Source organism: Pseudomonas sp. G7(2022), from assembly GCF_052660475.1.
Map to the genome: position 1 here is coordinate 4,099,302 of NZ_CP109659.1, position 21,086 is coordinate 4,120,387.

General features: G+C 62.3%; 17 protein-coding genes and 2 pseudogenes. 10 read left to right on the top strand and 9 right to left on the bottom strand.

Annotation, left to right across the window (positions count from 1 at the left end):
- Window positions 1–81 precede the first annotated feature (81 nt).
- The 3 genes and pseudogenes from NE357_RS18555 to NE357_RS18565 all read right to left on the bottom strand — a co-directional run bounded on the left by NE357_RS18555 (window position 82) and on the right by NE357_RS18565 (window position 3,275).
- Complete coding sequence (locus tag NE357_RS18555; protein ID WP_423815209.1) at window positions 82–903, bottom strand: methyl-accepting chemotaxis protein; 822 nt, start codon at window positions 901–903, stop codon at window positions 82–84.
- A gap of 84 nt (window positions 904–987) precedes the next feature.
- Window positions 988–1,764: pseudogene (locus NE357_RS18560) on the bottom strand (cache domain-containing protein); the annotation flags it as partial.
- Between the two features lie 194 nt (window positions 1,765–1,958).
- The gene (locus NE357_RS18565; protein WP_169431086.1) at window positions 1,959–3,275 is read right to left on the bottom strand and encodes a Na+/H+ antiporter family protein; all 1,317 of its coding nucleotides are present in this window, start codon (window positions 3,273–3,275) and stop codon (window positions 1,959–1,961) included.
- 1,499 nt (window positions 3,276–4,774) lie between these two features.
- On the opposite strand from NE357_RS18565, the pseudogene NE357_RS18570 reads away from it, so the two are divergent.
- A pseudogene (locus tag NE357_RS18570) lies at window positions 4,775–4,831 on the top strand (hypothetical protein); the annotation flags it as partial.
- Window positions 4,832–5,032: 201 nt separating this feature from the next.
- Window positions 5,033–5,737 carry a methyl-accepting chemotaxis protein gene (locus NE357_RS18575; RefSeq protein ID WP_432760331.1) on the top strand — a complete coding sequence of 235 codons (705 nt, stop codon included), beginning with the start codon at window positions 5,033–5,035 and terminating at the stop codon, window positions 5,735–5,737.
- A gap of 38 nt (window positions 5,738–5,775) precedes the next feature.
- Here the strand turns inward: NE357_RS18575 and NE357_RS18580 are convergent, their stop codons facing one another.
- Genes NE357_RS18580 through NE357_RS18595 form a run of 4 tightly spaced genes read right to left on the bottom strand, consistent with a single transcriptional unit; the run spans window position 5,776 to window position 8,377 of the window.
- Window positions 5,776–7,089, bottom strand: a complete 1,314-nt coding sequence (locus tag NE357_RS18580) for an ATP-binding protein (RefSeq protein ID WP_169431088.1) — start codon at window positions 7,087–7,089, stop codon at window positions 5,776–5,778.
- The gene (locus tag NE357_RS18585; RefSeq protein WP_169431089.1) at window positions 7,086–7,754 is read right to left on the bottom strand and encodes a response regulator transcription factor; all 669 of its coding nucleotides are present in this window, start codon (window positions 7,752–7,754) and stop codon (window positions 7,086–7,088) included. The genes NE357_RS18580 and NE357_RS18585 overlap by 4 nt, the downstream gene beginning before the upstream one ends.
- A gap of 3 nt (window positions 7,755–7,757) precedes the next feature.
- Window positions 7,758–8,069, bottom strand: coding sequence for a PepSY domain-containing protein (locus tag NE357_RS18590; RefSeq protein WP_169431090.1), 312 nt, complete (start codon window positions 8,067–8,069; stop codon window positions 7,758–7,760).
- The gene (locus tag NE357_RS18595) at window positions 8,069–8,377 is read right to left on the bottom strand and encodes a PepSY domain-containing protein (RefSeq protein WP_169431091.1); all 309 of its coding nucleotides are present in this window, start codon (window positions 8,375–8,377) and stop codon (window positions 8,069–8,071) included. Before NE357_RS18595 ends, NE357_RS18590 begins: the two co-directional genes overlap by 1 nt.
- A 145-nt stretch (window positions 8,378–8,522) precedes the next feature.
- Between NE357_RS18595 and NE357_RS18600 the strand changes: the two genes are divergently transcribed.
- The 6 genes from NE357_RS18600 to NE357_RS18625 all read left to right on the top strand — a co-directional run bounded on the left by NE357_RS18600 (window position 8,523) and on the right by NE357_RS18625 (window position 14,475).
- Window positions 8,523–9,602 (top strand): patatin-like phospholipase family protein, encoded by a 1,080-nt coding sequence (locus NE357_RS18600; RefSeq protein ID WP_169431092.1) that lies wholly within the window; start codon window positions 8,523–8,525, stop codon window positions 9,600–9,602.
- A gap of 86 nt (window positions 9,603–9,688) precedes the next feature.
- Entirely contained in the window at window positions 9,689–10,045 is a 357-nt protein-coding gene (queD, locus tag NE357_RS18605) for a 6-carboxytetrahydropterin synthase QueD (RefSeq protein ID WP_007955941.1), read from the top strand.
- 84 nt (window positions 10,046–10,129) lie between these two features.
- Complete coding sequence (locus tag NE357_RS18610) at window positions 10,130–10,942, top strand: alpha/beta fold hydrolase (RefSeq protein WP_169431093.1); 813 nt, start codon at window positions 10,130–10,132, stop codon at window positions 10,940–10,942.
- A 242-nt stretch (window positions 10,943–11,184) separates the two neighbouring features.
- A complete protein-coding gene (gene codB, locus NE357_RS18615; protein ID WP_169431094.1) occupies window positions 11,185–12,456 on the top strand; it encodes a cytosine permease in 1,272 nt (423 codons plus the stop codon).
- Between the two features lie 13 nt (window positions 12,457–12,469).
- Complete coding sequence (gene codA, locus NE357_RS18620) at window positions 12,470–13,705, top strand: cytosine deaminase (RefSeq protein ID WP_085612760.1); 1,236 nt, start codon at window positions 12,470–12,472, stop codon at window positions 13,703–13,705.
- Between the two features lie 113 nt (window positions 13,706–13,818).
- The gene (locus tag NE357_RS18625) at window positions 13,819–14,475 is read left to right on the top strand and encodes a carboxymuconolactone decarboxylase family protein (RefSeq protein WP_169431095.1); all 657 of its coding nucleotides are present in this window, start codon (window positions 13,819–13,821) and stop codon (window positions 14,473–14,475) included.
- Between the two features lie 148 nt (window positions 14,476–14,623).
- Here NE357_RS18625 and NE357_RS18630 read toward each other — a convergent pair whose 3' ends face one another.
- Entirely contained in the window at window positions 14,624–15,616 is a 993-nt protein-coding gene (locus NE357_RS18630; RefSeq protein ID WP_169431096.1) for a diaminopimelate epimerase, read from the bottom strand.
- A 138-nt stretch (window positions 15,617–15,754) separates the two neighbouring features.
- On the opposite strand from NE357_RS18630, the gene NE357_RS18635 reads away from it, so the two are divergent.
- A complete protein-coding gene (locus NE357_RS18635) occupies window positions 15,755–16,906 on the top strand; it encodes an MFS transporter (protein ID WP_169431097.1) in 1,152 nt (383 codons plus the stop codon).
- Window positions 16,907–17,007: 101 nt separating this feature from the next.
- Window positions 17,008–18,531: a trypsin-like serine peptidase gene (locus tag NE357_RS18640; RefSeq protein ID WP_169431098.1), complete on the top strand. Its 1,524-nt coding sequence runs from the start codon at window positions 17,008–17,010 to the stop codon at window positions 18,529–18,531.
- Between the two features lie 69 nt (window positions 18,532–18,600).
- Here NE357_RS18640 and NE357_RS18645 read toward each other — a convergent pair whose 3' ends face one another.
- Window positions 18,601–21,024: a TonB-dependent siderophore receptor gene (locus tag NE357_RS18645; RefSeq protein WP_169431099.1), complete on the bottom strand. Its 2,424-nt coding sequence runs from the start codon at window positions 21,022–21,024 to the stop codon at window positions 18,601–18,603.
- Window positions 21,025–21,086: the final 62 nt, after the last annotated feature.

Consider the following 21,086-nt stretch of genomic DNA (forward strand, 5'->3'; position numbering starts at 1 on the left):
CAGGTCGATGTATGACGCAAGACACTGCGGTCAGTCCCCTCTCCCTCCGGGAGAGGGTTAGGGTGAGGGGGCCTTTGGGGGTCAGATCCGGAACTGCCCCACCAACTTCCCAAGCCGCTGCCCCAACTCCGCGAGACTGCGCGAAGTCTGCGCCCCCAACTGTGTCTCATCCGCCACGTTATCCACCGCCACCGCAATCTGATGCACGCTGCGGTTGATCTCTTCGGCCACCGCCGTCTGCTCCTCGGCAGCACTGGCAATCTGCGCGTTCATCGAGTTGATGGTCGCAATCAGATCCGCCATCGCATCCAGCGACGCCCCCGCCTGGTTGGCCTGCGCCGATGTACCGTCACCCGCTTCGCTGGAACGGCGCATCGCTTCCACCGCCGACTGTGTCCCCGCCTGCAAGCGATCAATCATCCCCTGAATTTCCTGAGTGCTGATCTGCGTGCGCGACGCCAGCGCCCGCACCTCGTCCGCCACCACCGCAAACCCGCGCCCGGCCTCGCCGGCCCGGGCCGCTTCAATTGCGGCGTTGAGCGCCAGCAGGTTGGTCTGCTCGGCAATCGAGCGGATCACCCCGAGCACGCCGACAATCGACGACACATCCTGCTGCAGACTATCGAGGGACACGCCACTGCTGCGGATGTCGTCCACCAGCGCATGAATCTGCTTGATGCTGCCGGCCACCACACGCTTGGCGGTCTGGCCTTCTTCGTCGGTCTGCTGCGCGGCGACGGCGGCGTTCTGTGCGCTCTTGGCGACTTCCTGGGCGGCAGCGGACATCTCGTTGATCGCCGTGGCGACCTGATCGGTCTCATGGCGCTGACGCTCCATGGCCTGATCGGAACGGTGAGCCTGATCCGAGACCTGCGTCACCAGCCCGGTCAGTTGTGTGGTCATCTCGGTAATTTGCCGCACCAGGCCGTGGATCTTGTCGACGAAACGGTTGAACGAGCCGGCCAGTTCGCCGAGTTCGTCCTGGCTGGTGATGCTCAGGCGCCGGGTCAGGTCGCCCTCGCCGGCCGCGATGTCATCGAGGTTGGCTTTCATCAGGGTCAGCGGGCGCAGAATGGTGTTGGCCAGCAGCAGCCCCGCTGCCGCGATCACCAGCAGCACCACCACCGCCACACCAACGATGCTCAGCACCACGCCTTGCATGCGTTCCTGAACCTGAGCCTGCACCAGCGCCACTTGCGCCTCGATGCCGTCGAGGTTGACCGACGTACCAACCGCCATGTCCCACTTCGCCAGGTATTCGGTGTAGCCGAGTTTCGGTACCAACACTTGCGCATTGCCTGGCAGCGGCGAGCTGTATTGCAGGTAATGAGTGCCGTCCTTCGCCACTTTCACCAGGTCGCGGTTGACGTAGACGCCGTTCGGGTCGCGGTTGTCCTTGAAGCTTTTGCCCACGCCTTCGGGATCGGTGGACTTGAACAGGCGCACGGTCTCGGAGTCGTAGCCGAAGAAGTAGCCGTCCTTGCCGTACTTGATGCCCGACAGCAGTTTGATGACTTGCGCCCGTGCGTCGGTGTCACCGGGGGCGGCGGCGGCGTAGAGCGGTTTGATGGTGGTCATGGCCACGGCGACATAGCTGGCCAGCGTGGCCTTGGCGTCACCGAGCAGGCGTTCGCGGGTCTGTTCGACTTCCTTGTGCGCCTGCTCCTGAAGGATGAACAGCGTGGTCAGGCTGATGACCAGCGCAAAGAGCAAGACCGGAAGGACGGCAAGGGACAGGACTTTAGCCTTGAGACTCAGGCGCATGGGGGCTCACTCTTTTGGTTTTATTGGCGTGGTTAAAGGCGTTAACGGCACGCGAAAGCAAAAGTTGAGCTTCGGATTAACCCGCACCTTGTGGGAGCCAGCCTGCTGGCGATAGCGATGTATCAGCCGCCCAATGTGCTGACTGATCCGGCGTCATCGCCAGCAGGCTGGCTCCCACAGGGGGATTTGTAGTGTTACAGGACCATCGCGGCCACCCAGCCAAACGCCAGCAACGGCAGGTTGTAGTGCAGGAAGGTCGGGACCACGGTGTCCCAGATATGATGGTGCTGACCGTCGATGTTCAGGCCGGAGGTCGGGCCCAGGGTCGAGTCAGACGCGGGCGAACCGGCATCGCCCAACGCGCCGGCCGTCCCGACGATGCAGACAATGGCAATCGGACTGAAGCCCAGTTGCACGCACAGCGGCACGAAAATCGCCGCCAGGATCGGCACCGTGGAAAACGACGAGCCGATGCCCATGGTCACCAGAAGACCGACCAGCAGCATCAGCAAGGCACCGATGCCCTTGCTGTGATTGATCCACGACGCCGAAGACTCGACCAGCGTCTGCACCTCGCCGGTGGCCTTCATCACTTCGGCGAAACCGGAGGCGGCGATCATGATGAAACCGATCATCGCCATCATCTTCATGCCCTCGGTGAACAGGTCATCCGTCTCGCGCCATTTGACGATGCCCGACGCCGAGAAGATCAGGAAACCGGCCAGCGCCCCGATAATCATCGAGTCCAGCAGCAACTGAATAATGAAGGCTGCGGCAATGGCGACACCGGCGATCACCAGGCTTCGCGGGTTGTACTGCACCGCCACCTGCTCGACCTGCTCGATTTTCCCCAGGTCATAGACGCGCTTCTTGCGATAACTGATAAAAGCAATGCCCAGCCCCACCAGCATGCCCAGCGCCGGAATGCCCATGGCATGGGTGACGTTGATGCCGCTGATGTCAACGCCACTGCGGGCAACGTTGGCCAGCAGGATCTCGTTGAGGAAAATATTGCCGAAGCCCACTGGCAGGAACATGTACGGCGTAATCAGGCCGAAGGTCATGACGCAGGCGATCAGCCGACGATCCAGTTGCAGCTTGGTCAGCACATATAAAAGCGGCGGCACCAGCAATGGAATGAACGCAATGTGAATCGGCAGGATGTTCTGCGAAGCAATCGCCACCACCCACAGCAGACCGATCAGCAGCCATTTGACGCTGCCGCCACCGGTCGCATGCTGACGGTCGACCATCGCCAGGGCCTTGTCGGCCAGCGCATGGGCCAGACCGGACTTGGCAATCGCCACGGCGAAAGCGCCGAGCAACGCGTAGGACAACGCCACCGTCGCCCCGCCACCCAGGCCACTGTTGAAAGCCTTGAGCGTGGCGTCGATACCCAGACCACCGGTCAGGCCACCGACCAGCGCACCGACGATCAACGCGATCACCACATGCACCCGGGACAGGCTGAGGATCAGCATGACGCCGACCGCAGCAATCACTGCATTCATTTCACTACCTCGAAAACACGACGGTAAAGCCATTCACCGCCAGACAGGATGAGTCCGGCCGGCAAGCCACGAGGGTCGCCAGCGGATTTGCATAGAGGGTCTTATTAGAAGGGCGCGCACTGTGCCGCAGCGCGGGCGCAGTGTCAAAGCGACTGGTCGTAACACTGTGTAACTTTCCATGATCAAGCCGCTGAACAGGGCATATCCGCCACAACATGCGTCAATTCGCCATATTGCATTTGCGCCATAAAGAAAGCCGAAACGCGGCCGTTACAGTGCAAAGTCTCAGATATTTATCGAATAAGGACGTTTCCATGTCGCTCAGACAACTTTCCATCCAATGGAAAATCACCCTGCTCGCCGGGCTCTGCCTGGCCGGTATCGTGACCCTGTTGGTGGGTCTTTCACTGTATCGCATGGAGCACAGTTCCGAACTGGTGAAAGCTTCGAGCATGGAAATGCTCACCGAATCGGCCCAGGCTCGCATCGAATCCCAGGGCGAAGTTCAGGCAGCGGGCATTCGCCAGCAGTTCATGGACGCCTATCAATATGGCCACGGCTTCTCGCGTCAGGTGCTGTTCCTGCGCGAACAGGCCGAGAAGCGCTTCCTCGATGCCTTCGACTTGCGCGAAGACATGACCCGTCAGGTGAAATCCGCGTTGCAGGCCAACCCGGAACTGCTCGGCCTGTCGCTGGTGTTCGAAGCCAACGCACTGGACGGCAAGGACGAACTATTCGCCGGGCAAAATGAATTAGGCAGCAACGACAAGGGCCGCTTCGCCCTGTACTGGTCGCAGCCGACCCCGGGCAAAGTGACCTCGATGGCCCTGCCGGAAAGCGACATGGCCGACACCAGCACCGGGCCCAGCGGCCAGGCTGCCAACGCCTGGTTCACCTGCCCGCGCACCACGCTCAAGCCGTGCGTGATCGAACCCTACTTCTATGTGATCGACGGGCAAAAGGTGCTGATGACCAGCATCGTGTTCCCGCTGATGGTCAACGGCAAAGTCATCGCCTCGCTGTCGGTGGACATCAACCTCAACAGCCTGCAAGCGATCAGCCAGAGCGCCAGCAAAAAGCTCTACGACGGCCAGACCGCCGTGAGCATCGTCAGCCCCGCCGGCCTGCTCGCCGGTTACAGCCCGGACGCTGGCAAACTCAGTCAGCGCCTCGACGCGGTGGACACCGCCAGCGGCGCCGAGCTGCTGCGTCTGCTCGCTTCGAGCCACACCGTCAGCAGCCTGCACAGCAACGCGCAACTGAAAGTGCTGTCGCCGTTCCAGCCGATTCCCGGCGGCCCGTCGTGGGGCGTGCTGCTCGATGTGCCGGAGAAAGTGCTGGTGAGTCGCGCCGAAGCACTCAAGCAACAACTGGATGCCAGCAACACCTCGGGCACCCTGATCGAACTGAGCCTGGGCGTGCTCGCCGCGCTGGTCGGCCTGCTGCTGGTGTGGCTGATGGCGCGCAGCGTGACCAGACCGATCCTCGGTGTGGCCCACATGCTGGAAGACATCGCCAGCGGTGAAGGCGACCTGACCCGTCGTCTGGCCTACGACAAGAAGGACGAGCTCGGCCAACTGGCCGGCTGGTTCAACCGTTTCCTCGACAAGTTGCAACCGATCATCGCCGAGGTGAAACGCTCGGTGCAGGATGCGCGCAACACCGCCGACCAGTCCTCGGCCATCGCCACCCAGACCAGCGCCGGCATGGAACAGCAATACCGTCAGGTCGATCAGGTGGCCACCGCGTCCCACGAAATGAGCGCCACCGCCCAGGACGTGGCCCGCAGCGCCGCACAAGCCGCCGAAGCGGCCAAGGATGCCGACCGCGCCACCCGCCAAGGATTGACCGTGATCGACCGCACCACCACCAGCATCGACCACCTCGCCGCCGACATGAGTGCAGCGATGGTGCAAGTCGAAGGCCTGGCCGCCAACAGCGAGAAGATCGGCACCGTGCTGGAAACCATCCGCGCCATCGCCGAGCAGACCAACCTGCTGGCTCTGAACGCCGCCATCGAAGCCGCCCGCGCCGGTGAGGCCGGTCGTGGCTTTGCGGTGGTCGCCGACGAGGTCCGCAACCTCGCCCGCCGCACCCAGGAATCGGTGGAAGAAACCCGCCAGGTGATCGAGCAGCTGCAAAGCGGCACCCAGGACGTGGTCGGCTCGATGGGCAACAGCCATCGTCAGGCTCAGGGCAGCGTCGAACAGGTCGGCCAGGCCGTGACCGCACTGCGCCAGATCGGCGATGCGGTAACGGTGATCAGCGACATGAACCTGCAGATTGCCAGCGCTGCCGAAGAGCAAAGCGCAGTGGCCGAAGAGATCAACAACAACGTGGCGACGATTCGTGATGTGACGGAGTCGTTGTCGGGACAGGCGAACGAATCGGCGCGGGTGAGTCAGTCGCTCAATAGTCTGGCGAATCAGCAGCAGAGTTTGATGGACCAGTTCCGGGTCTGACGCTCAAGCCCGCTCACCACAGCCTTGTGGGGGCGGGCTCATCGCCGAGGCAACTGAATCTCCACCTTCAACCCGCCCCACTCGCTTTCGCCCAACACCAGCACCCCGCCCCACGTCTCGACAATATCCCGCACAATCCCCAGCCCCAAGCCATGCCCGTCGGTCTGTTCATCCAGCCGCGTGCCCCGACTGAACACCTGATCGCGTTGCGCCTCGGGAATCCCCGGCCCGTCGTCTTCCACGCTCAATGCGAAGCCTTCGGCGGTTTCGACCACGCTCAGTCGCACCTCGGCATCCGCCCATTTGCAGGCGTTGTCCAGCAGGTTGCCGAGCAGTTCCAGCAGGTCTTCACGATCCCACGGCAATTGCAGTCCCGATGGCGCAACGTAGCTCAGCGCCAGATGTTCGCCGTGGATCATGTTCAACGTCGCCAACAACCCCGGCAGTTCCGTATCGCAATCGAACAGCGCCCCCGGCAGCGCATCGCCGGAAAGCCGCGCACGGTTGAGCTCGCGATTCAGCCGTTGCTGAACCTGCTCCAGTTGTTCCTTGAGGATCTTGCGCAACTCGGGATGGGCATCGAGCTTTTCGTTCGACGCCAGACTCAGCAGCACCGCCAGCGGGGTTTTCAGCGCATGCCCGAGATTGCCCAAGGCATTGCGCGAGCGCTTGAGGCTGTCTTCGGTGTGGGCCAGCAGATGATTGATCTGCGCCACCAGCGGCTCCAGCTCCGCCGGCACCTGCTCATCAAGCTGCGAGCGCTGGCCCTGCTGCAATTGGGCGATCTGTTCGCGAGCCTTTTCCAGTGGACGCAAGGCGCGATGCACGGTCAGTCGTTGCAGGATCAGGATCAGCAGCAACCCGGCCAAACCAAGACCCAGACCGATCTGGCGCATGCGCTGGAAGCTCTCGCGCACCGGGGTGTAATCCTGGGCCACGCTGATGGAGATCGACTGGCCGAGCCGTCGGTAATCCGAGCGCAGCACCAGCAGTTGCTGCCCGTCCGGCCCCAGTTGCAGGTTGCTGTGCAGGCCCGGCTGCGGCAGCAGCGGCAGGTCCTGATCCCACAGCGAACGCGAACGCCAGTGACTGTCGGCAAAGTCGATACGGAAATAATGGCCGGAAAATGGCCGTTGGTAGGCCGGCGACAGGTGTCGCTCATCCAGTTGCAGGCCTTGCGGGCCACGCACCAGCGCCACCAGCAGGCTCTCACTGTCATTGCGCAGGCCGGCTTCGAGGTAGCGCTGCAAACCCACTTCGAACAACCACAGGCTGGTTTGCGCCAGTACCACGCCGACAACCACCATCACGCTGATCAGGCCAAGACTCAAGCGGCGCTGGATCGATCTCACGAAGCCTGCCCGCCGAACAGATAACCCTGGCCGCGCCGGGTTTCGATCACGCTTTTGCCAAGCTTGCGCCGCAGGTGGTTGACGTGGACTTCAAGCACATTGGAATCGCGTTCGGTCTCGCCGTCGTAGAGGTGTTCGGCGAGGTGGCTTTTGGAAAGGATCTGCTCCGGGTGCAGCATGAAATAGCGCAGCAGGCGGAACTCGGCGGCGGTCAGTTGAATATCGGCGCCGTCACGCACGACACACTGTCGGCCCTCGTCCAGGTGCAGCCCTGCCGCCTTGAGCGTCGGCTGGTTGGCCTGCCCCTTGGAGCGGCGCAGCAGCGACTGGATGCGCAAGTGCAGTTCTTCCGGGTGAAAGGGTTTGGTCAGGTAATCATCGGCGCCGGCCTTCAGGCCTTCGATGCGCTCGGCCCAGGAATCCCGGGCCGTAAGGATCAGCACCGGCGTTGCCAGCCCGCTGGCGCGCCATTGCGCCAGCACTTCAAGGCCGGGCACGCCCGGCAGACCGAGGTCGAGAACGATCAGGTCGTACGGCTCGCTACGACCCTGATAGACCGCGTCGCGCCCGTCCGCCAGCCAGTCCACGGCATAACCCTGGCGTTGCAGGCCGGCGATCAGTTCATCGGCCAGAGGGACGTGGTCTTCCACCAGAAGCAAACGCATCGATCAATCTTCCTTGTCTTTCAGTAAACGGCCGGTGGCGGCTTCGAGATGGAGTTCGCGGGCCACCCCGTCGACGGTCAGCAACTCGACTTCGTAAATGTAGACGTCGTGCTTTTCTTCCAGCTCGACTTCCAGCAGTTTCGCGCCGGGGTAGCGATCCAGCGCGTTATGCAGCACTTGCTCCAGCGGCAGAATCACCCCCTGCTGGCGCAGGCGCAGGGCTTCGTCCTGATCGAGATCACGAGCCCCGGCCACTGAGCAGAAAATCAAAAGCGCCAACGCGGTTCGACCGGTGGCGCGAGCATTCACCTTCATTACGTATCCTGATGATCCTTGAGCACTTGCCCGCTGACCGCGTCCAGTTCCACATCCCACTCCACCCCCTGCGGGTCCCGCAGATCGACCTGGTAAAGGTACTTGCCGTACTTCTCTTTCAGTTCGGCGTCGGTAATGGTGGAGCCGGGATGCCGGGCCAGCGCCGTGGCATTGAGCTGCTCGAAGGGCACGATAGTACCAGCGTCGTGCAAACGTTGGGCTTCATCCGGGCCAAGATCCCGAGCGTGAGCCAGGCTTGCGCCCAGACCGATGAACGAGGCGAGGCTCAGAGCAGTCAGGGTTTTCATGGGGTCTCCGTGTTTTCAGTGCCGCTACGGACAGCACCATAACGGTGCGAACTTAACTGAAACTGAATGGCCATCACTGGGCCAGCTTCAGCAGGGCCGGCAACATGTGCTTATAATCTTTCGCTTGCTAACGATCGAGACCGGTATGACAGCCATCCACATCAAGTTCCCTTCCCTGACCCTCAAGGCCGGCCCACGGGCGATGGCACGCATTCGCGCCCAGGGTCTGAATGCTGCCGACGTCGGCACGCTGCCCGGTGCGGCCGGCGGGCCGAAGGCGCTGGGGATTCAGGGGCTGGATCTGGCGTTGTTCGGCGAGTGGCTACCGGCGGCTCCCCGTGAACGTTCGCTGATCGGTGCGTCGGTGGGCTCCTGGCGCTTCGCCAGCGCCTGTCTGCCGGACGCCGCTGAAGGCATTCGCCGCCTCGGTCATCTGTACACCGAGCAGAACTTCAACAAAGGCGTGACCATCAGCGACGTCAGCCGCAGTTCGCAGCGCATGCTCGATGACCTGCTCGAGGGGCGCGATGCGGTACTGCTCGACAACGCCCATTACCGCTTGAACATCATGGTGGTCAAAAGCCACGGCGGGCTGGCCGACGACCATCGTGCCCGGCTCGGATTGGCACTGGGTTCGGTGATCGCCGACAACCTGCGGGGTCGCGCACGGCTGTCGCGGCACTTCGAAAGGCTGATCATCCACGACCCGCGCCTGGCGCCGCCGGTGCATGCGCTGAACGATTTCCCGTCGCGCTTCGTCGCCCTCAATGCCGGCAATCTGCGTCAGGCGCTGCTGGCTTCCGGCTCGATCCCGATGGTCATGGAAGGCGTGCGCGACCTGCCGGGCGCCGGCGCCGGCACATTCCGCGACGGCGGCCTGCTGGACTATCACCTCGACCTGCCCTACAGCGGCGACGGCATCGTGCTCTATCCGCACTTCACCGACCGGGTGATCCCGGGCTGGTTCGACAAGACCCTGCCGTGGCGCAAAGCCTCGACCGAGCGCTTGCAGGACGTGCTGTTGCTCGCACCGTCGAAGGAATACCTGGCGCGCCTGCCCTACGGCAAACTCCCCGACCGCAACGACTTCAAGCGCTTCATGGGCGATGCACCGAGCCGGCAGAAATACTGGCGGGCGGCAATGGACGAGAGCCGCCGATTGGGCGACGAGTTTCTCGAACTGACTGCCAATGGTCGCCTCGCCGAGCGCTTGCTGACCCTTTAGTCAGCACAGCCCTGGACAAGCTGGTAAACTCGCCGCCTGCCCGAATTCGCTGCGGCGAACGCCATCTGAACAGAGCTGAAATCACTGTGGAAATCTTCAAGGAATTTACGTTCGAATCCGCCCACCGCCTGCCCCACGTACCGGACGGCCACAAGTGCGGACGCCTGCACGGTCACTCGTTCAAAGTGGCGATTCACCTGAGCGGCGACCTCGACCCGCACACGGGCTGGATCCGTGATTTTTCCGAGATCAAGGCGATTTTCAAGCCACTGTACGAGCGTCTGGACCACAACTACCTGAACGACATTCCGGGCCTCGAAAACCCGACCAGCGAAGTGCTGGCCAAATTCATCTGGAATGAATTGAAACCCCTGCTGCCGGAACTCAGTGCGATCCGCATCCACGAGACCTGCACCAGCGGTTGCATCTATCGCGGCGAGTGAATCCCGCGACAAAAAAACCACCGAGACCGGTGGTTTTTTTACGCCTATGCTTTTTGGCTCGAACCCGCCAAGAGGACAGGCCCCATGACGGACTGGCTGCTGGATCAGGTCTTTGAATTCAACGGGCGACAGATTCGCCACGGGGTGCGCGGCGACGGCCCGCCGCTGGTGTTCGTGCACGGCACGCCCTTCTCTTCCTACGTGTGGCACCGCATCGCGCCGCACTTTTTCGCCACGCATCGGGTGCATTACTTCGACCTGCTGGGCTACGGACGATCCGAGCAACCGGACGCCGATGTCTCCCTCGGCGTGCAAAACGAATTGCTCGCGCAACTGTTGGATCACTGGGGCCTGCAACGCCCGGACGTGGTTGCCCACGACTTCGGCGGCGCCACCGCCCTGCGCGCGCATCTGCTCAATGGCAAGGACTACCGCAGCCTGACCCTGATCGATCCGGTGGCGCTGACGCCATGGGGTTCGCCGTTCGTGCAGCACGTGCGCCAGCATGAGGCGGCGTTCAGTGGTCTGCCGGACTACATCCAGCGTGCCATCGTGCCGGCCTACATTCGTGGGGCGATTCATCGCAACATTCCGGATGATGAACTGGCGCCCTATGTGCAGCCGTGGCTCGGCGATCCGGGGCAAGCGGCGTTCTACCGGCAGATCGCGCAGATGGACCAGCGCTACACGCTGGAAGCGCAGCCGCTGTACCCGACGATCCGCTGCCCGGTGCAGATTCTCTGGGGTGAAGACGATCAGTGGATTCCCATCGAACGCGGACGCGAGTTGCACAAGATGATTCCGGGATCGCAGTTTCATCCGGTCCCGAATGCCGGGCACCTGGTGCAGGAAGATGCGCCTGAAGCCATTGTCGCTGCGCTGCTGCGGTTCCTGTGAGCCGAAACATAACTCGTGGGAGCCAGCCTGCTGGCGATAGGGCCGGCACATTCAACGCTTGCGCTGTTTGACACACCGGCTTCGCCAGCAGGCTGGCTCCCACATTGTGCTTTGGTGGATGCAGGCGCACCGCTTTCGCGCCAAATCCGCCACCTCGTCTATACATAACCCCGTCAATCCGTGACTGGCACGACCACTGCAACCTCTTCGCGTCCTCCCCCTTTCCAGCAAGGAACGCCCCCATGACGCAAAACGATCCCGGCAACGATTACCCCCTCAGCGAAGTCCCGATGCACGCGCGCAAAGGCCTGGCCTCCACGGCGATGGTGCTGCTGGGGTTTACCTTTTTCACCGCGACCATGTTCGCCGGCGGCAAGCTCGGTGTGGCGTTCAACTTCGGTGAGATGCTCGCCGTCATCGTCATCGGCAACCTGCTGCTCGGCGTGTACGCCGCCGGTCTCGGTTACATCGCTTTCAAGAGCGGGCTGAATTCGGTGCTGATGGGGCGCTTCTGTTTTGGCGAAGTCGGCAGCAAGCTCAGCGACCTGATCCTCGGGTTCACCCAGATCGGCTGGTACGCCTGGGGCACCGCGACGGCGGCGGTGGTGCTCGGCAAGTATTTCGACTTGAACGAAGCCACGGTGCTGGGGCTGATGGTGCTGTTCGGCCTGGTGTTCTGCGCCACGGCGTATGTCGGTTATCGCGGGCTGGAGATTCTGTCGTACATCGCGGTACCGGCGATGATGTTGCTGCTGATGCTGTCGATGTGGGTCGCCACCGTGAAAGTCGGCGGCCTCGATGGTTTGCTCAGCGTCGTACCGACGGGTTCGCTGGACTGGTCGACCGCCATCACACTGGTGTTCGGCACCTTCGTCAGCGGCGCGACCCAAGCCACCAACTGGACGCGTTTTTCCCGTTCGGCGCGGGTCGCGGTGCTGGCCAGCCTGATCGGTTTCTTCATCGGCAACGGCCTGATGGTACTGATCGGCGCCTATGGCGCGATCGTTTATCAACAGCCCGACGTGGTCGAAGTATTGCTGTTGCAGGGCTTCGCCATGGCAGCGATGGCGATGCTGTTGCTGAACATCTGGAGCACCCAGGACAACACCATCTACAACTTCGCCGTCGCCGGTTGCAACCTGCTGCGCACCGGGCGCCGCAAGACCGTGACCCTGGCCGGTGCCGTGATCGGCACGGTGCTCGCACTGTTGGGCATGTACGACATGCTGGTGCCTTATCTGATCCTGCTCGGCACGGTGATCCCACCGATTGGCGGGGTGATCATGGCGGACTTTTTCTTCCGCTGGCGCGGGCGCTATCCGCGTCTGGCCGACGCACGGTTACCGGCGTTCAACTGGCCGGGGCTCGCGGCTTACGCGGCCGGAACCGTCGCGGCGTTCGGCTCGCCATGGGTCGCGCCGCTGGTGGGCATCGCCGTTGCCGCGTTAACGTATATCGCAGTGACCGGCCTGCTCGGCGCCCGCAACGCGGCCGCCCCTCTACAAGATCTATAAAAGGATTCGCCCGATGCACATCATCAACGCCCGACTGCGCAACCAGGAAGGTCTGCACGAATTGCACCTCGAAGACGGCCTGATCCGCAGCATCGCACGCCAGACCGAAGCGCCGACCCTGGGGCCCGACGACCTCGACGCCGGCGGCAATCTGGTGGTGCCGCCCTTCGTCGAGCCGCACATTCACCTCGACGCCACCCTGACCGCCGGCGAGCCGCGCTGGAACATGAGCGGTACGCTGTTCGAAGGCATCGAGTGCTGGGGCGAGCGCAAGGTCACCATCACCCAGGAAGACACCAAGACCCGGGCCAGGAAAACCATTCAGACCCTCGCCGCCCACGGCATCCAGCACGTGCGCACTCACGTCGATGTCACCGATCCGCAACTCACCGCGCTCAAGGCCATGCTCGAAGTGCGCGAAGAAAGCCGTCACCTGATCGACCTGCAAATCGTCGCGTTCCCCCAGGAAGGCATCGAGTCGTTCCGCAACGGTCGCGAACTGATGGAAGAAGCGATCCGCATGGGCGCCGATGTAGTCGGCGGGATCCCGCACTTCGAATACACCCGCGATCAGGGCGTCAGCTCGGTGAAGTTCCTGATGGACCTGGCCGAACGCACCGGTTGCCTGGTGGACGTGCACTGCGACGAAACCGACGACCCGCATTCGCGCTTCCTCGAGGTGCTGGCCGAAGAGGCCCGCAGCCGCGACATGGGCGCCCTCGTGACCGCCAGCCACACCACCGCGATGGGCTCTTACGACAACGCCTACTGCGCCAAACTGTTCCGCCTGCTCGGGCATTCGGGGATCAGTTTTGTCTCCTGCCCGACCGAAAGCATTCACCTGCAAGGCCGCTTCGACAACTTCCCGAAACGCCGTGGCGTGACTCGCGTGAACGAGTTGCTCGAAGCCGGCATGAACGTCTGCTTCGGCCAGGACTCGATCGTCGATCCGTGGTATCCGCTGGGCAACGGCAACATCCTGCGGGTGCTCGAAGCCGGCCTGCACATCTGCCACATGCTCGGTTACCGCAACCTGCAGAGCGCGCTGGATCTGGTCACCGACAACAGCGCCAAGGCCATGCACCTCGGTGAACGCTACGGCCTGGAACAGGGCCGCCCGGCGAACCTGCTAATCCTGTCGGCGGACAGCGATTACGAAGTGATCCGCAGCCAGGGCCTGCCGCTATATTCAATCCGCAACGGCAAGGTGTTGATGAAGCGGCAGATGCCGGTGGTGGAGTTCGTCTAAGGTGTAGAAGTCGGCGTCGCAACGGCGCCGACTTCTTCCGATGGAAGCCTGTCATGCCGTAGTTCGCGCGCTGTTGCTCCGCTGCCATCCTCATTGATCCGTGAGGACGCGACATGAATCAAAAGACCACTTCCGATCCGATGGCCACGCTTTACCAGGAAGGCCGCCATACGTTTGTCGAACTCGTACCCGATGGCGAGGCCAGGCTCGATACCTTGTTCCATACCGTTCCCGCACTGCGCGAACTTGCCGTTGGCGTGGTGTACGGACATCTGCACTCGCGCCCCGGCCTTGATCCGCGATTGCGCGAAGCGGTGTCATTTGCCGCCATTATCGCCTCGGGCATGGTCGGGCCTCCGCTGAGCGTGCACCTCAAAACCGGCCTGGCATCGGGCCTCGCACCGGGTGAACTGACTGAAATACTGCTGCAGGCTTCGGCCTTCGCCGGTTTCCCGCGGGCCGTCAGTGCGGCAGAGCAACTCAATCATCTGTTTGCAGACGCGGGCCTTGAATCACCACCGCCCCCCACCCCGAGAGACGTCACTTCAAGATTTTGCGCAGACGTTCGCGCGGGCCATTCACCGATTCCACTGAGTGCCGCCGTGAAACGCCAGTTACGCCAGGCGGACCGTTTGGCGCTGCAAGCCTGCGCAGCGCAGGCTGTGATCGTCGAGTGCTTTCAAAGCCCCGAGACGCAGCCGAAAGCCCTGCTGTATGTGACGGTGGTCGATGACATTGTTGTCGCCGTGAAATTGTTCAAGGCCCAATGAACGATTCCATGGTTATGGATCGGGGCGGCTTTATCGCAAAACGATAGAGCCGACCTGTCAGATCTGACAGGCGACAAGCGCTGTGATCCGGCTCACAGTAAGCCCCAAGGGATCCATCGTTCCCGGGGGGACGATCATGAAAGGGACTTCACCTCTTTGTCCGCTGCGCGGTACCGAACAGACGCACGCACGCCAACTCGCCATCGCACTCCTCCAGTAAAATCGGCGCCGTACCGCCCGGCATCACCACCTGAACTTCTCCCGCCGACACCCAACCCACTCGCCACGCAGCGCTGGCCACCGCACTGGCGCTGGTGCCGGAAGACGCCGTCGGCCCCTCGCCCCGTTCGAACACCCGCGCCACAATGCGTTGATCGCCGGCGCGCGTCGCCCATTGCAGGTTGACCCCGGCACGGCACGGCTGACCGGCGCCGGTGGGCATGGCGTAGGCGATGGCGGTCAGACAGTCCGTCAGCGGCGATTCAAGCATCTGTGCGTTGCTCGGCAATGCGGCTTCATCCTGCACCAGAGTCACGCAATGCGGATTGCCGATACGCACGAACTGGCTGTGGGCCCAGGCGGGATCGAGTTGTGCCAACGGCCGAACACGGCTGAGCTCCACACCGTTGAACGGCACCGGTTCAACGCCGAGCGCATCGACGGCCGCCGGGCCGAAACCGGGCTGGCCGAGGTCCAGCCAGAAGCCCTGCACGCTTGCCAGCTGCGCCGGTTTCACCGAGGTCGACACTGGCGATTGTGCATCCTGTTTGTCGTGATGCACCCGCAGCGTCGCGCCCTCCTGCGGCATCAGCCCTTGTTCAAAGAGTGCCCGGGAAAAAATCGTCAGGCCGTTGCCGCTGCGCTCGGCCAGCGTGCCGTCGGTGTTGACGATCAGCAGGTCAAAGGGTGGCGAGGCCTGAAACGGGCCGATCAGCAAACCATCGCTGCGATGGGACTTGCTGCCGACGGGACGTTGACCGTCGGGCCAATCGCAACACTGCGCGATGGCTGCGGTACTCCACGTCTGGCGCGACAACGCGCACTGCGCGGCGCTGGTCGGCAAATCGATTCCCGCATCGCGTAGCACTCGCGGCGAAACGACCCCGTAGATATTGCCCCGTGCATCGTAGAACTGCGTCATGAACCCGCCCTTGTTTTTCCTGTCGACAGAAGCGTCACTGTAAATCGCAACGCCATGCAGAGGCGAGCAGGCTCGCTCCAGCGAAAGGGCTGTGCAAGGATGCCCGCTGCGGAAACGTTTTTTTTGCCAAGGATCGTTATGACCAGCCTCACCCCTCAAGACACGTTCGTTCCCGGACGCCTCGAACAGATGTCCACGCGTATCGCCTTCTTCATCGCCGGGCTCGGCATCGCTGCGTGGGCGCCACTGGTGCCCTACGCCAAGGCACGGGCCGGGCTCGATGAAGGCACGCTGGGGTTGTTGCTGCTGTGCCTGGGCGTCGGCTCGATTCTGGCGATGCCGCTGGCGGGGATTCTGGCCACGCGATTTGGCTGCCGGCGCGTGGCCACCGGCGGGACGCTGCTGATTTGTGCGGCATTGCCGTTGTTGGCGACGGTGTCGTCGATACCCGCGTTGATCGCCACACTGTTCATGTTCGGCGCCGGACTGGGCACGGTGGATTCGACAGTGAATCTGCAAGCGGTGATCGTCGAGCGGGCCAGCGGCAAGAACATGATGTCGGGGTTTCACGGTCTGTTCAGCCTCGGCGGGATCGTCGGCGCAGCGGGCGTGAGCGCTCTGCTCGGTCTCGGCTTGTCGCCATTGGCGGCAATGCTGGTGGTGGTCGTGGTGCTGATCGCGGCGCTGTTCAAAGCTGTGCCGCACATGCTGCCTTACGGCAGTGAAAGCTCGGGGCCGGCGTTTGCCGTGCCTCACGGCGTCGTGCTGTTCATCGGCGGGATGTGCTTTATCGTGTTCCTCACCGAAGGCGCGGCGCTGGACTGGAGTGCGGTGTTCCTGGCGCAGGAACGCGGGATCGACACCGCCTATGCAGGCCTGGGCTACGCAGCATTCGCACTGACGATGACCGCAGGTCGATTGACCGGTGACCGGATCGTCCGCGCCTTGGGCGCGACCCGGATCATTCTGTTTGGCGGCCTGCTGGCAGCGGCGGGACTGTTTCTGGCAACGTTCGCGCCGGGCTGGGAAGCCGCGCTGGTCGGCTATGCGCTGGTCGGGGCCGGCTGCTCGAACATCGTGCCGGTGCTGTACACCGCAGTGGGCAAGCAGACGGTGATGCCGGAAAGTATCGCGGTGCCGGCGATCACCACGCTGGGTTATGCGGGGATTCTCGCGGGGCCGGCGGTGATCGGGTTTGTCGCCCATGCCAGCAGCCTGAGTTTCGCCTTCGGATTGATGGCGACGCTGCTGGTGGCGGTGGCGATTGGCGGGAAAGCGCTGAAGGTGTGAATCAAAGAACGACCAGCGGCGCAGTTGACTGTCAGATCTGACAGTAGACGCCAACCGTCTGAGGCTCCAGCATCAGAGAAATCTTCTCGGGTGCTGAAGCCATGAAGTGTTCCAGCCTGCAAAAGTCCATCGCCTTGACGCTTCTCATCAGTACGAGCGGTTGCGTTACGCCTGACCGAACGGCCACTCAGGATTGGGGAGAAGGCGCAGCAAACCTCTCTCCAGCGCAACCTCTGAACAATGCAGCCGGGCGTTACGATCACTGGCAAGCCATCGCTCGTGTCCAGGTTGAAGACGGGGCTGACTGCTCGGGCAGCCTGATTGACACCCGAAGCGCAAACGATGACCGCAGCGGCCCGGCCTATGTCCTGACTTCGGGACATTGCGCCAAAGGTGACGCTGACCGGTACATCGAAAACGCCCCGGCTTCCGGCGTCGTGACTTTCAATTATTTCCAGGACACTCAGCACCGGCAGAAGCCCTACCCGATTACAGAAATCGCGTGGAGCACCATGCGCGGCATCGACATTGCGATTCTCAAACTCGACCGCTCCCTGGGCCAATTGATGAGCGATGGCATCACACCGCTCAAGCTTGCAACTCGGCCCCTTGCCGTCGACAGCGATGTGCTGGTGGTGGGCGCGCCCATGGATGGCCATGTGCAACGCGCCGCCTGCCTCCAGGAACATAGTGCGGATGTTTTCGAAGCGGGTTGGGCATGGCTCGGGCAGCTCAGCAATCGTTGTCGGGATGTACGCCCCGGCATCTCGGGTTCACCGGTCTTGAATCGCTACAGCAATGAAATCGTGGCGATCGTCGGTACCACGACGCAAGGCAGCGGGCTTTCACGTTGCACTCGCAACGCCCCCTGCGAAGTCAGAAACGGTGACTCGATAAAAATACCTGAGACCAACTACGCGACAAGCGCAGTGCAATTGGAGCAGTGCTTTGCAGCTACCCGTTTCGAACCGAAAAACTCTGCGTGCCAGCTGGGTCGCGCGACCAATTTCGAGCATGCATTTGGTGACGTCTACACAAGGTTGATCCGTGACGCAAATGGCGAGCTCATTCCGGTGCAATGGACGCAGTCGTTTACCAGCGATCAACCGTTCTATCGCGTGAAACTCGTACGTACACTGGCTGACTGTGCGCTCGACGTCGGTTATGGTCCGGTTCAGCCAAGCCGTGGAGACGGATCAGACAGTTCAAGTCAGGAATTACGTGAAGGGCCGGGCCTGTATTTCATGTGCGTGGTGGGGCAGCCACACAATGCAGGCCCTGCGCAGAGGTGGGACGGCCGCAATGCAAGGATCTATTACCGCTGGGCTCTGGCAGAACCCGTCAAGACGCCGCCTACCTATCGTGTACTTGAAAGTACAAAGGATGAGTTCACCGTAAAACCGATCGGGATAACGCCGGATCTGGACGTCAGTCACTACCAATACAAAAGTGGTGAACCAGGAGCGGTCGACTGCCAGGACAGTGACGGTTACACGTTAGTCAGGCCACCGCTACTGGACTTTCAGGTTTCGGTGGAGGACGGCCCGAAGAAAGTCTGCCTCAAGACCACAGACATGGCAGGCAATCCCTCTCCAATTACTGATTTTGCATTGCCCGATCAGTGATGCTCGGCAACTGGCCCGTTCAAACCGAATGAATAACAGGCGGCTGTTGCCGGCCGCCTGCTCAGCCGATCAGAAGCCTACGCTGGCCTGCACGAAGAACGTCCGCGGCGCGCCGACATACATCCCCGAGTTGTTGTCGCTGGAGCGGGTGAAGTACTGCTTGTCGAAGATGTTTTTCACCCCGGCGCCTAGCTTCAGGTTCGACAGCTGCGCACCGAAGTCATAGCCGCCGCGCACGTTCCAGGTCATGTAGCCCGGGATGTCGCCGTACTGACCGTCCGCCGTGCCTTCGGTGATGTAATTGCCGTTGAAGCTGCCATCGGCATTCACGCCGGTGCCCGGCGAGCGCTGTTTGGACTGGGCGAAACCGTCGATGTTGTAGGTCCAGCGGTTGATGTCGTAACGCAGGCCGACGGTTGCCACCTGACGCGAATAGAACGGCAGGTCGCGACCCTTGAAGCCCGGGATCTCGCCTTCGTATGTAGCGCGGGTGTAAGTGAAACCGGCGTTGGCGGTCAGGCCATCGAGGCGCGGATCAAGCGCCGCCATGTCGTAGTGCACCGAAGCCTCGATGCCTTGGTGCTTGGTCGCACCGAGGTTGGTCCAGCCCACGTCGTTGCTGATGTATTGCAGCTCGTCATCGAAGTCGATGTAGAACAACGTCACTTCACCGCCCCACACGTCATCGTTGTAGCGGGTGCCGATTTCGTAGGTCTTGGCCTTCTCCGGCTCCAGGCCATTGGCGGTCTGGTCACCCGAGCCGCCCTGACCGAGCTGGAAATACTGCAGGCTGCCGAAGGAGGTTTCGTAGTTGGCGAACAGCTTCCATGCATCCGACAGGTGATACATCACGCTCAGCGCCGGCAGCGGTTCGTTGCTCTCGATGCTGCGGTTTTTTTCCGGCACGCGTTTGCCGGCGGTGTCGAGCACGGCGCGATCGTGCCAGTCGGTGTTGATGTGCTCGAAGCGAATACCCGGGGTGATGGTCCATTTGCCGACGTCAATCTTGTTGTCGACGTAGACCGAGTTGGCTTCAGTGCCGCCGGTACGGTCCTGGAACACATGGCCGTCTGAAGTCTTGGTGACCACCGGCTCATTGTTGATCAGCGCCAGGCGGCTCGACTGCTCGTGCATCGCTTCTTTCAGGTAGCGATAACCGACGCTGACCTCCTGAGTGGTCGAGCCCACATCAAACACCCGGGACACACGTGGTTCGATGCCCAGGGTGTAGTAGGAACGCGGGTACGAGCTCAGGGTTTTCTGGTCGCGGGCGGCGATGGTGCTGCCACGGAAGCTGTCGGTGTAATAGGTCAGCACTTCGGCCTGGGTGCGTTCGTCGATCTGGCGGATCCACTTGAACGACACGTCCTTGCGACGGCCACTGAAGTTGTCGTAGTCGCGCACCGAGTCGTACGGTTTGTCGTCGTACTGTTTCTGCGTCAGCCCGCCCGGCATGTCGGCGCTGGCATCGTAGTAGTGGAAGTTGAGGCTGAAGTCGTCCTGATCGGTCGGCGCCCAGTGGGTCTTGAGCAGCACGTCGTCGATGTCGTTGCCGTTGTTGCGCTCGCGGTAACCGTTTCCGTTAACCCCGGAATACAAGAGCGCCACACCCATCCCGTTGTCGGCGGTGCCACCGAGGAACGCGGTGTCGATGTGTTTCCAGCCGCCATAGCGCGTGGTTTCCAGGGTGGTGCCGATTTCACCGGTGGGGTTTTCCGGGATGGCACGGGTCACAAAGTTGATCACGCCACCCACGTTCTGTGGCCCGTAACGCACGGAACCTGCGCCGCGCACCACGTCGATGCTGTCGAGGTTGCCGGAGGAAATCGGTGCCATCGACAGTTGCGGCTGACCATACGGCGCGAACGCCGCCGGCACGCCGTCGATCAGCACGGTGGAGCGCGGCGACAGACGAGAAGTCAGGCCACGCACGCCGACGTTCAGCGAAATATCACTGCCGCCGGTGCCGTTGGAGTCCTGCACCTGCACACCCGGCACACGCTTGAGGACGTCACTGACATTCATCGCGCCCTGTTCGACCATGGCTTCGCGGCGGATCACCGTGCGTGCGCCGGGGTGGTTCTGCACCACCGCGGCATCGGCGTCGCCGAGCCAGTCACCGACCATCTTGATGTCGGTCACGCCCAGTTCCAGCGGGCCGTTGGCGGCTGCGCTCGGCGCTGGCGACAGAGTCACCGAACCTTCATTGATCTGATAGTCCAGGCCGCTGCCTTGCAGCAACCGGCGCAACGCGTCCTCGGGAGAGAGGTTGCCATCGACCGCCGGGGCCTGCTTGCCGGCCACCAGATCAGGGCTGAAAAACACCTGCAGCGAGGTTTGCTGTCCCAGTTCGCTCAGCGCCTGGCCCAGTGGCTGCGCGCGGATATGAATGGGGTCGGCGGCGAAGGCCAGCGGCATCGCAGCGTTGACCGCCAGCGCGAGCGCCAGCGGTAACCAAGGGGATTTATTGTTTTTGGCGGTGGAGTTTTTCACGTCGAACGGAGTCCTGTGGATCGCAAGAGTGTGCGGCTGTTAATGCAAACCAGTTGCAGTTG

Bases quoted from the DNA above. Each gene is read 5' to 3' on its own strand.
- codB (WP_169431094.1), top strand. From the start codon at position 11,185: ATGACGCAAAACGATCCCGGCAACGATTACCCCCTCAGCGAAGTCCCG.
- NE357_RS18595 (WP_169431091.1), bottom strand. From the start codon at position 8,377: ATGAAAACCCTGACTGCTCTGAGCCTCGCCTCGTTCATCGGTCTGGGC.
- NE357_RS18610 (WP_169431093.1), top strand. From the start codon at position 10,130: ATGACGGACTGGCTGCTGGATCAGGTCTTTGAATTCAACGGGCGACAG.
- NE357_RS18555 (WP_423815209.1), bottom strand. From the start codon at position 903: ATGACCACACAACTGACCGGGCTGGTGACGCAGGTCTCGGATCAGGCT.
- NE357_RS18575 (WP_432760331.1), top strand. From the start codon at position 5,033: ATGAGCGCCACCGCCCAGGACGTGGCCCGCAGCGCCGCACAAGCCGCC.
- codA (WP_085612760.1), top strand. From the start codon at position 12,470: ATGCACATCATCAACGCCCGACTGCGCAACCAGGAAGGTCTGCACGAA.
- NE357_RS18565 (WP_169431086.1), bottom strand. From the start codon at position 3,275: ATGAATGCAGTGATTGCTGCGGTCGGCGTCATGCTGATCCTCAGCCTG.
- NE357_RS18630 (WP_169431096.1), bottom strand. From the start codon at position 15,616: ATGACGCAGTTCTACGATGCACGGGGCAATATCTACGGGGTCGTTTCG.
- NE357_RS18625 (WP_169431095.1), top strand. From the start codon at position 13,819: ATGAATCAAAAGACCACTTCCGATCCGATGGCCACGCTTTACCAGGAA.
- NE357_RS18585 (WP_169431089.1), bottom strand. From the start codon at position 7,754: ATGCGTTTGCTTCTGGTGGAAGACCACGTCCCTCTGGCCGATGAACTG.
- NE357_RS18640 (WP_169431098.1), top strand. From the start codon at position 17,008: ATGAAGTGTTCCAGCCTGCAAAAGTCCATCGCCTTGACGCTTCTCATC.
- NE357_RS18590 (WP_169431090.1), bottom strand. From the start codon at position 8,069: ATGAAGGTGAATGCTCGCGCCACCGGTCGAACCGCGTTGGCGCTTTTG.
- NE357_RS18600 (WP_169431092.1), top strand. From the start codon at position 8,523: ATGACAGCCATCCACATCAAGTTCCCTTCCCTGACCCTCAAGGCCGGC.
- NE357_RS18635 (WP_169431097.1), top strand. From the start codon at position 15,755: ATGACCAGCCTCACCCCTCAAGACACGTTCGTTCCCGGACGCCTCGAA.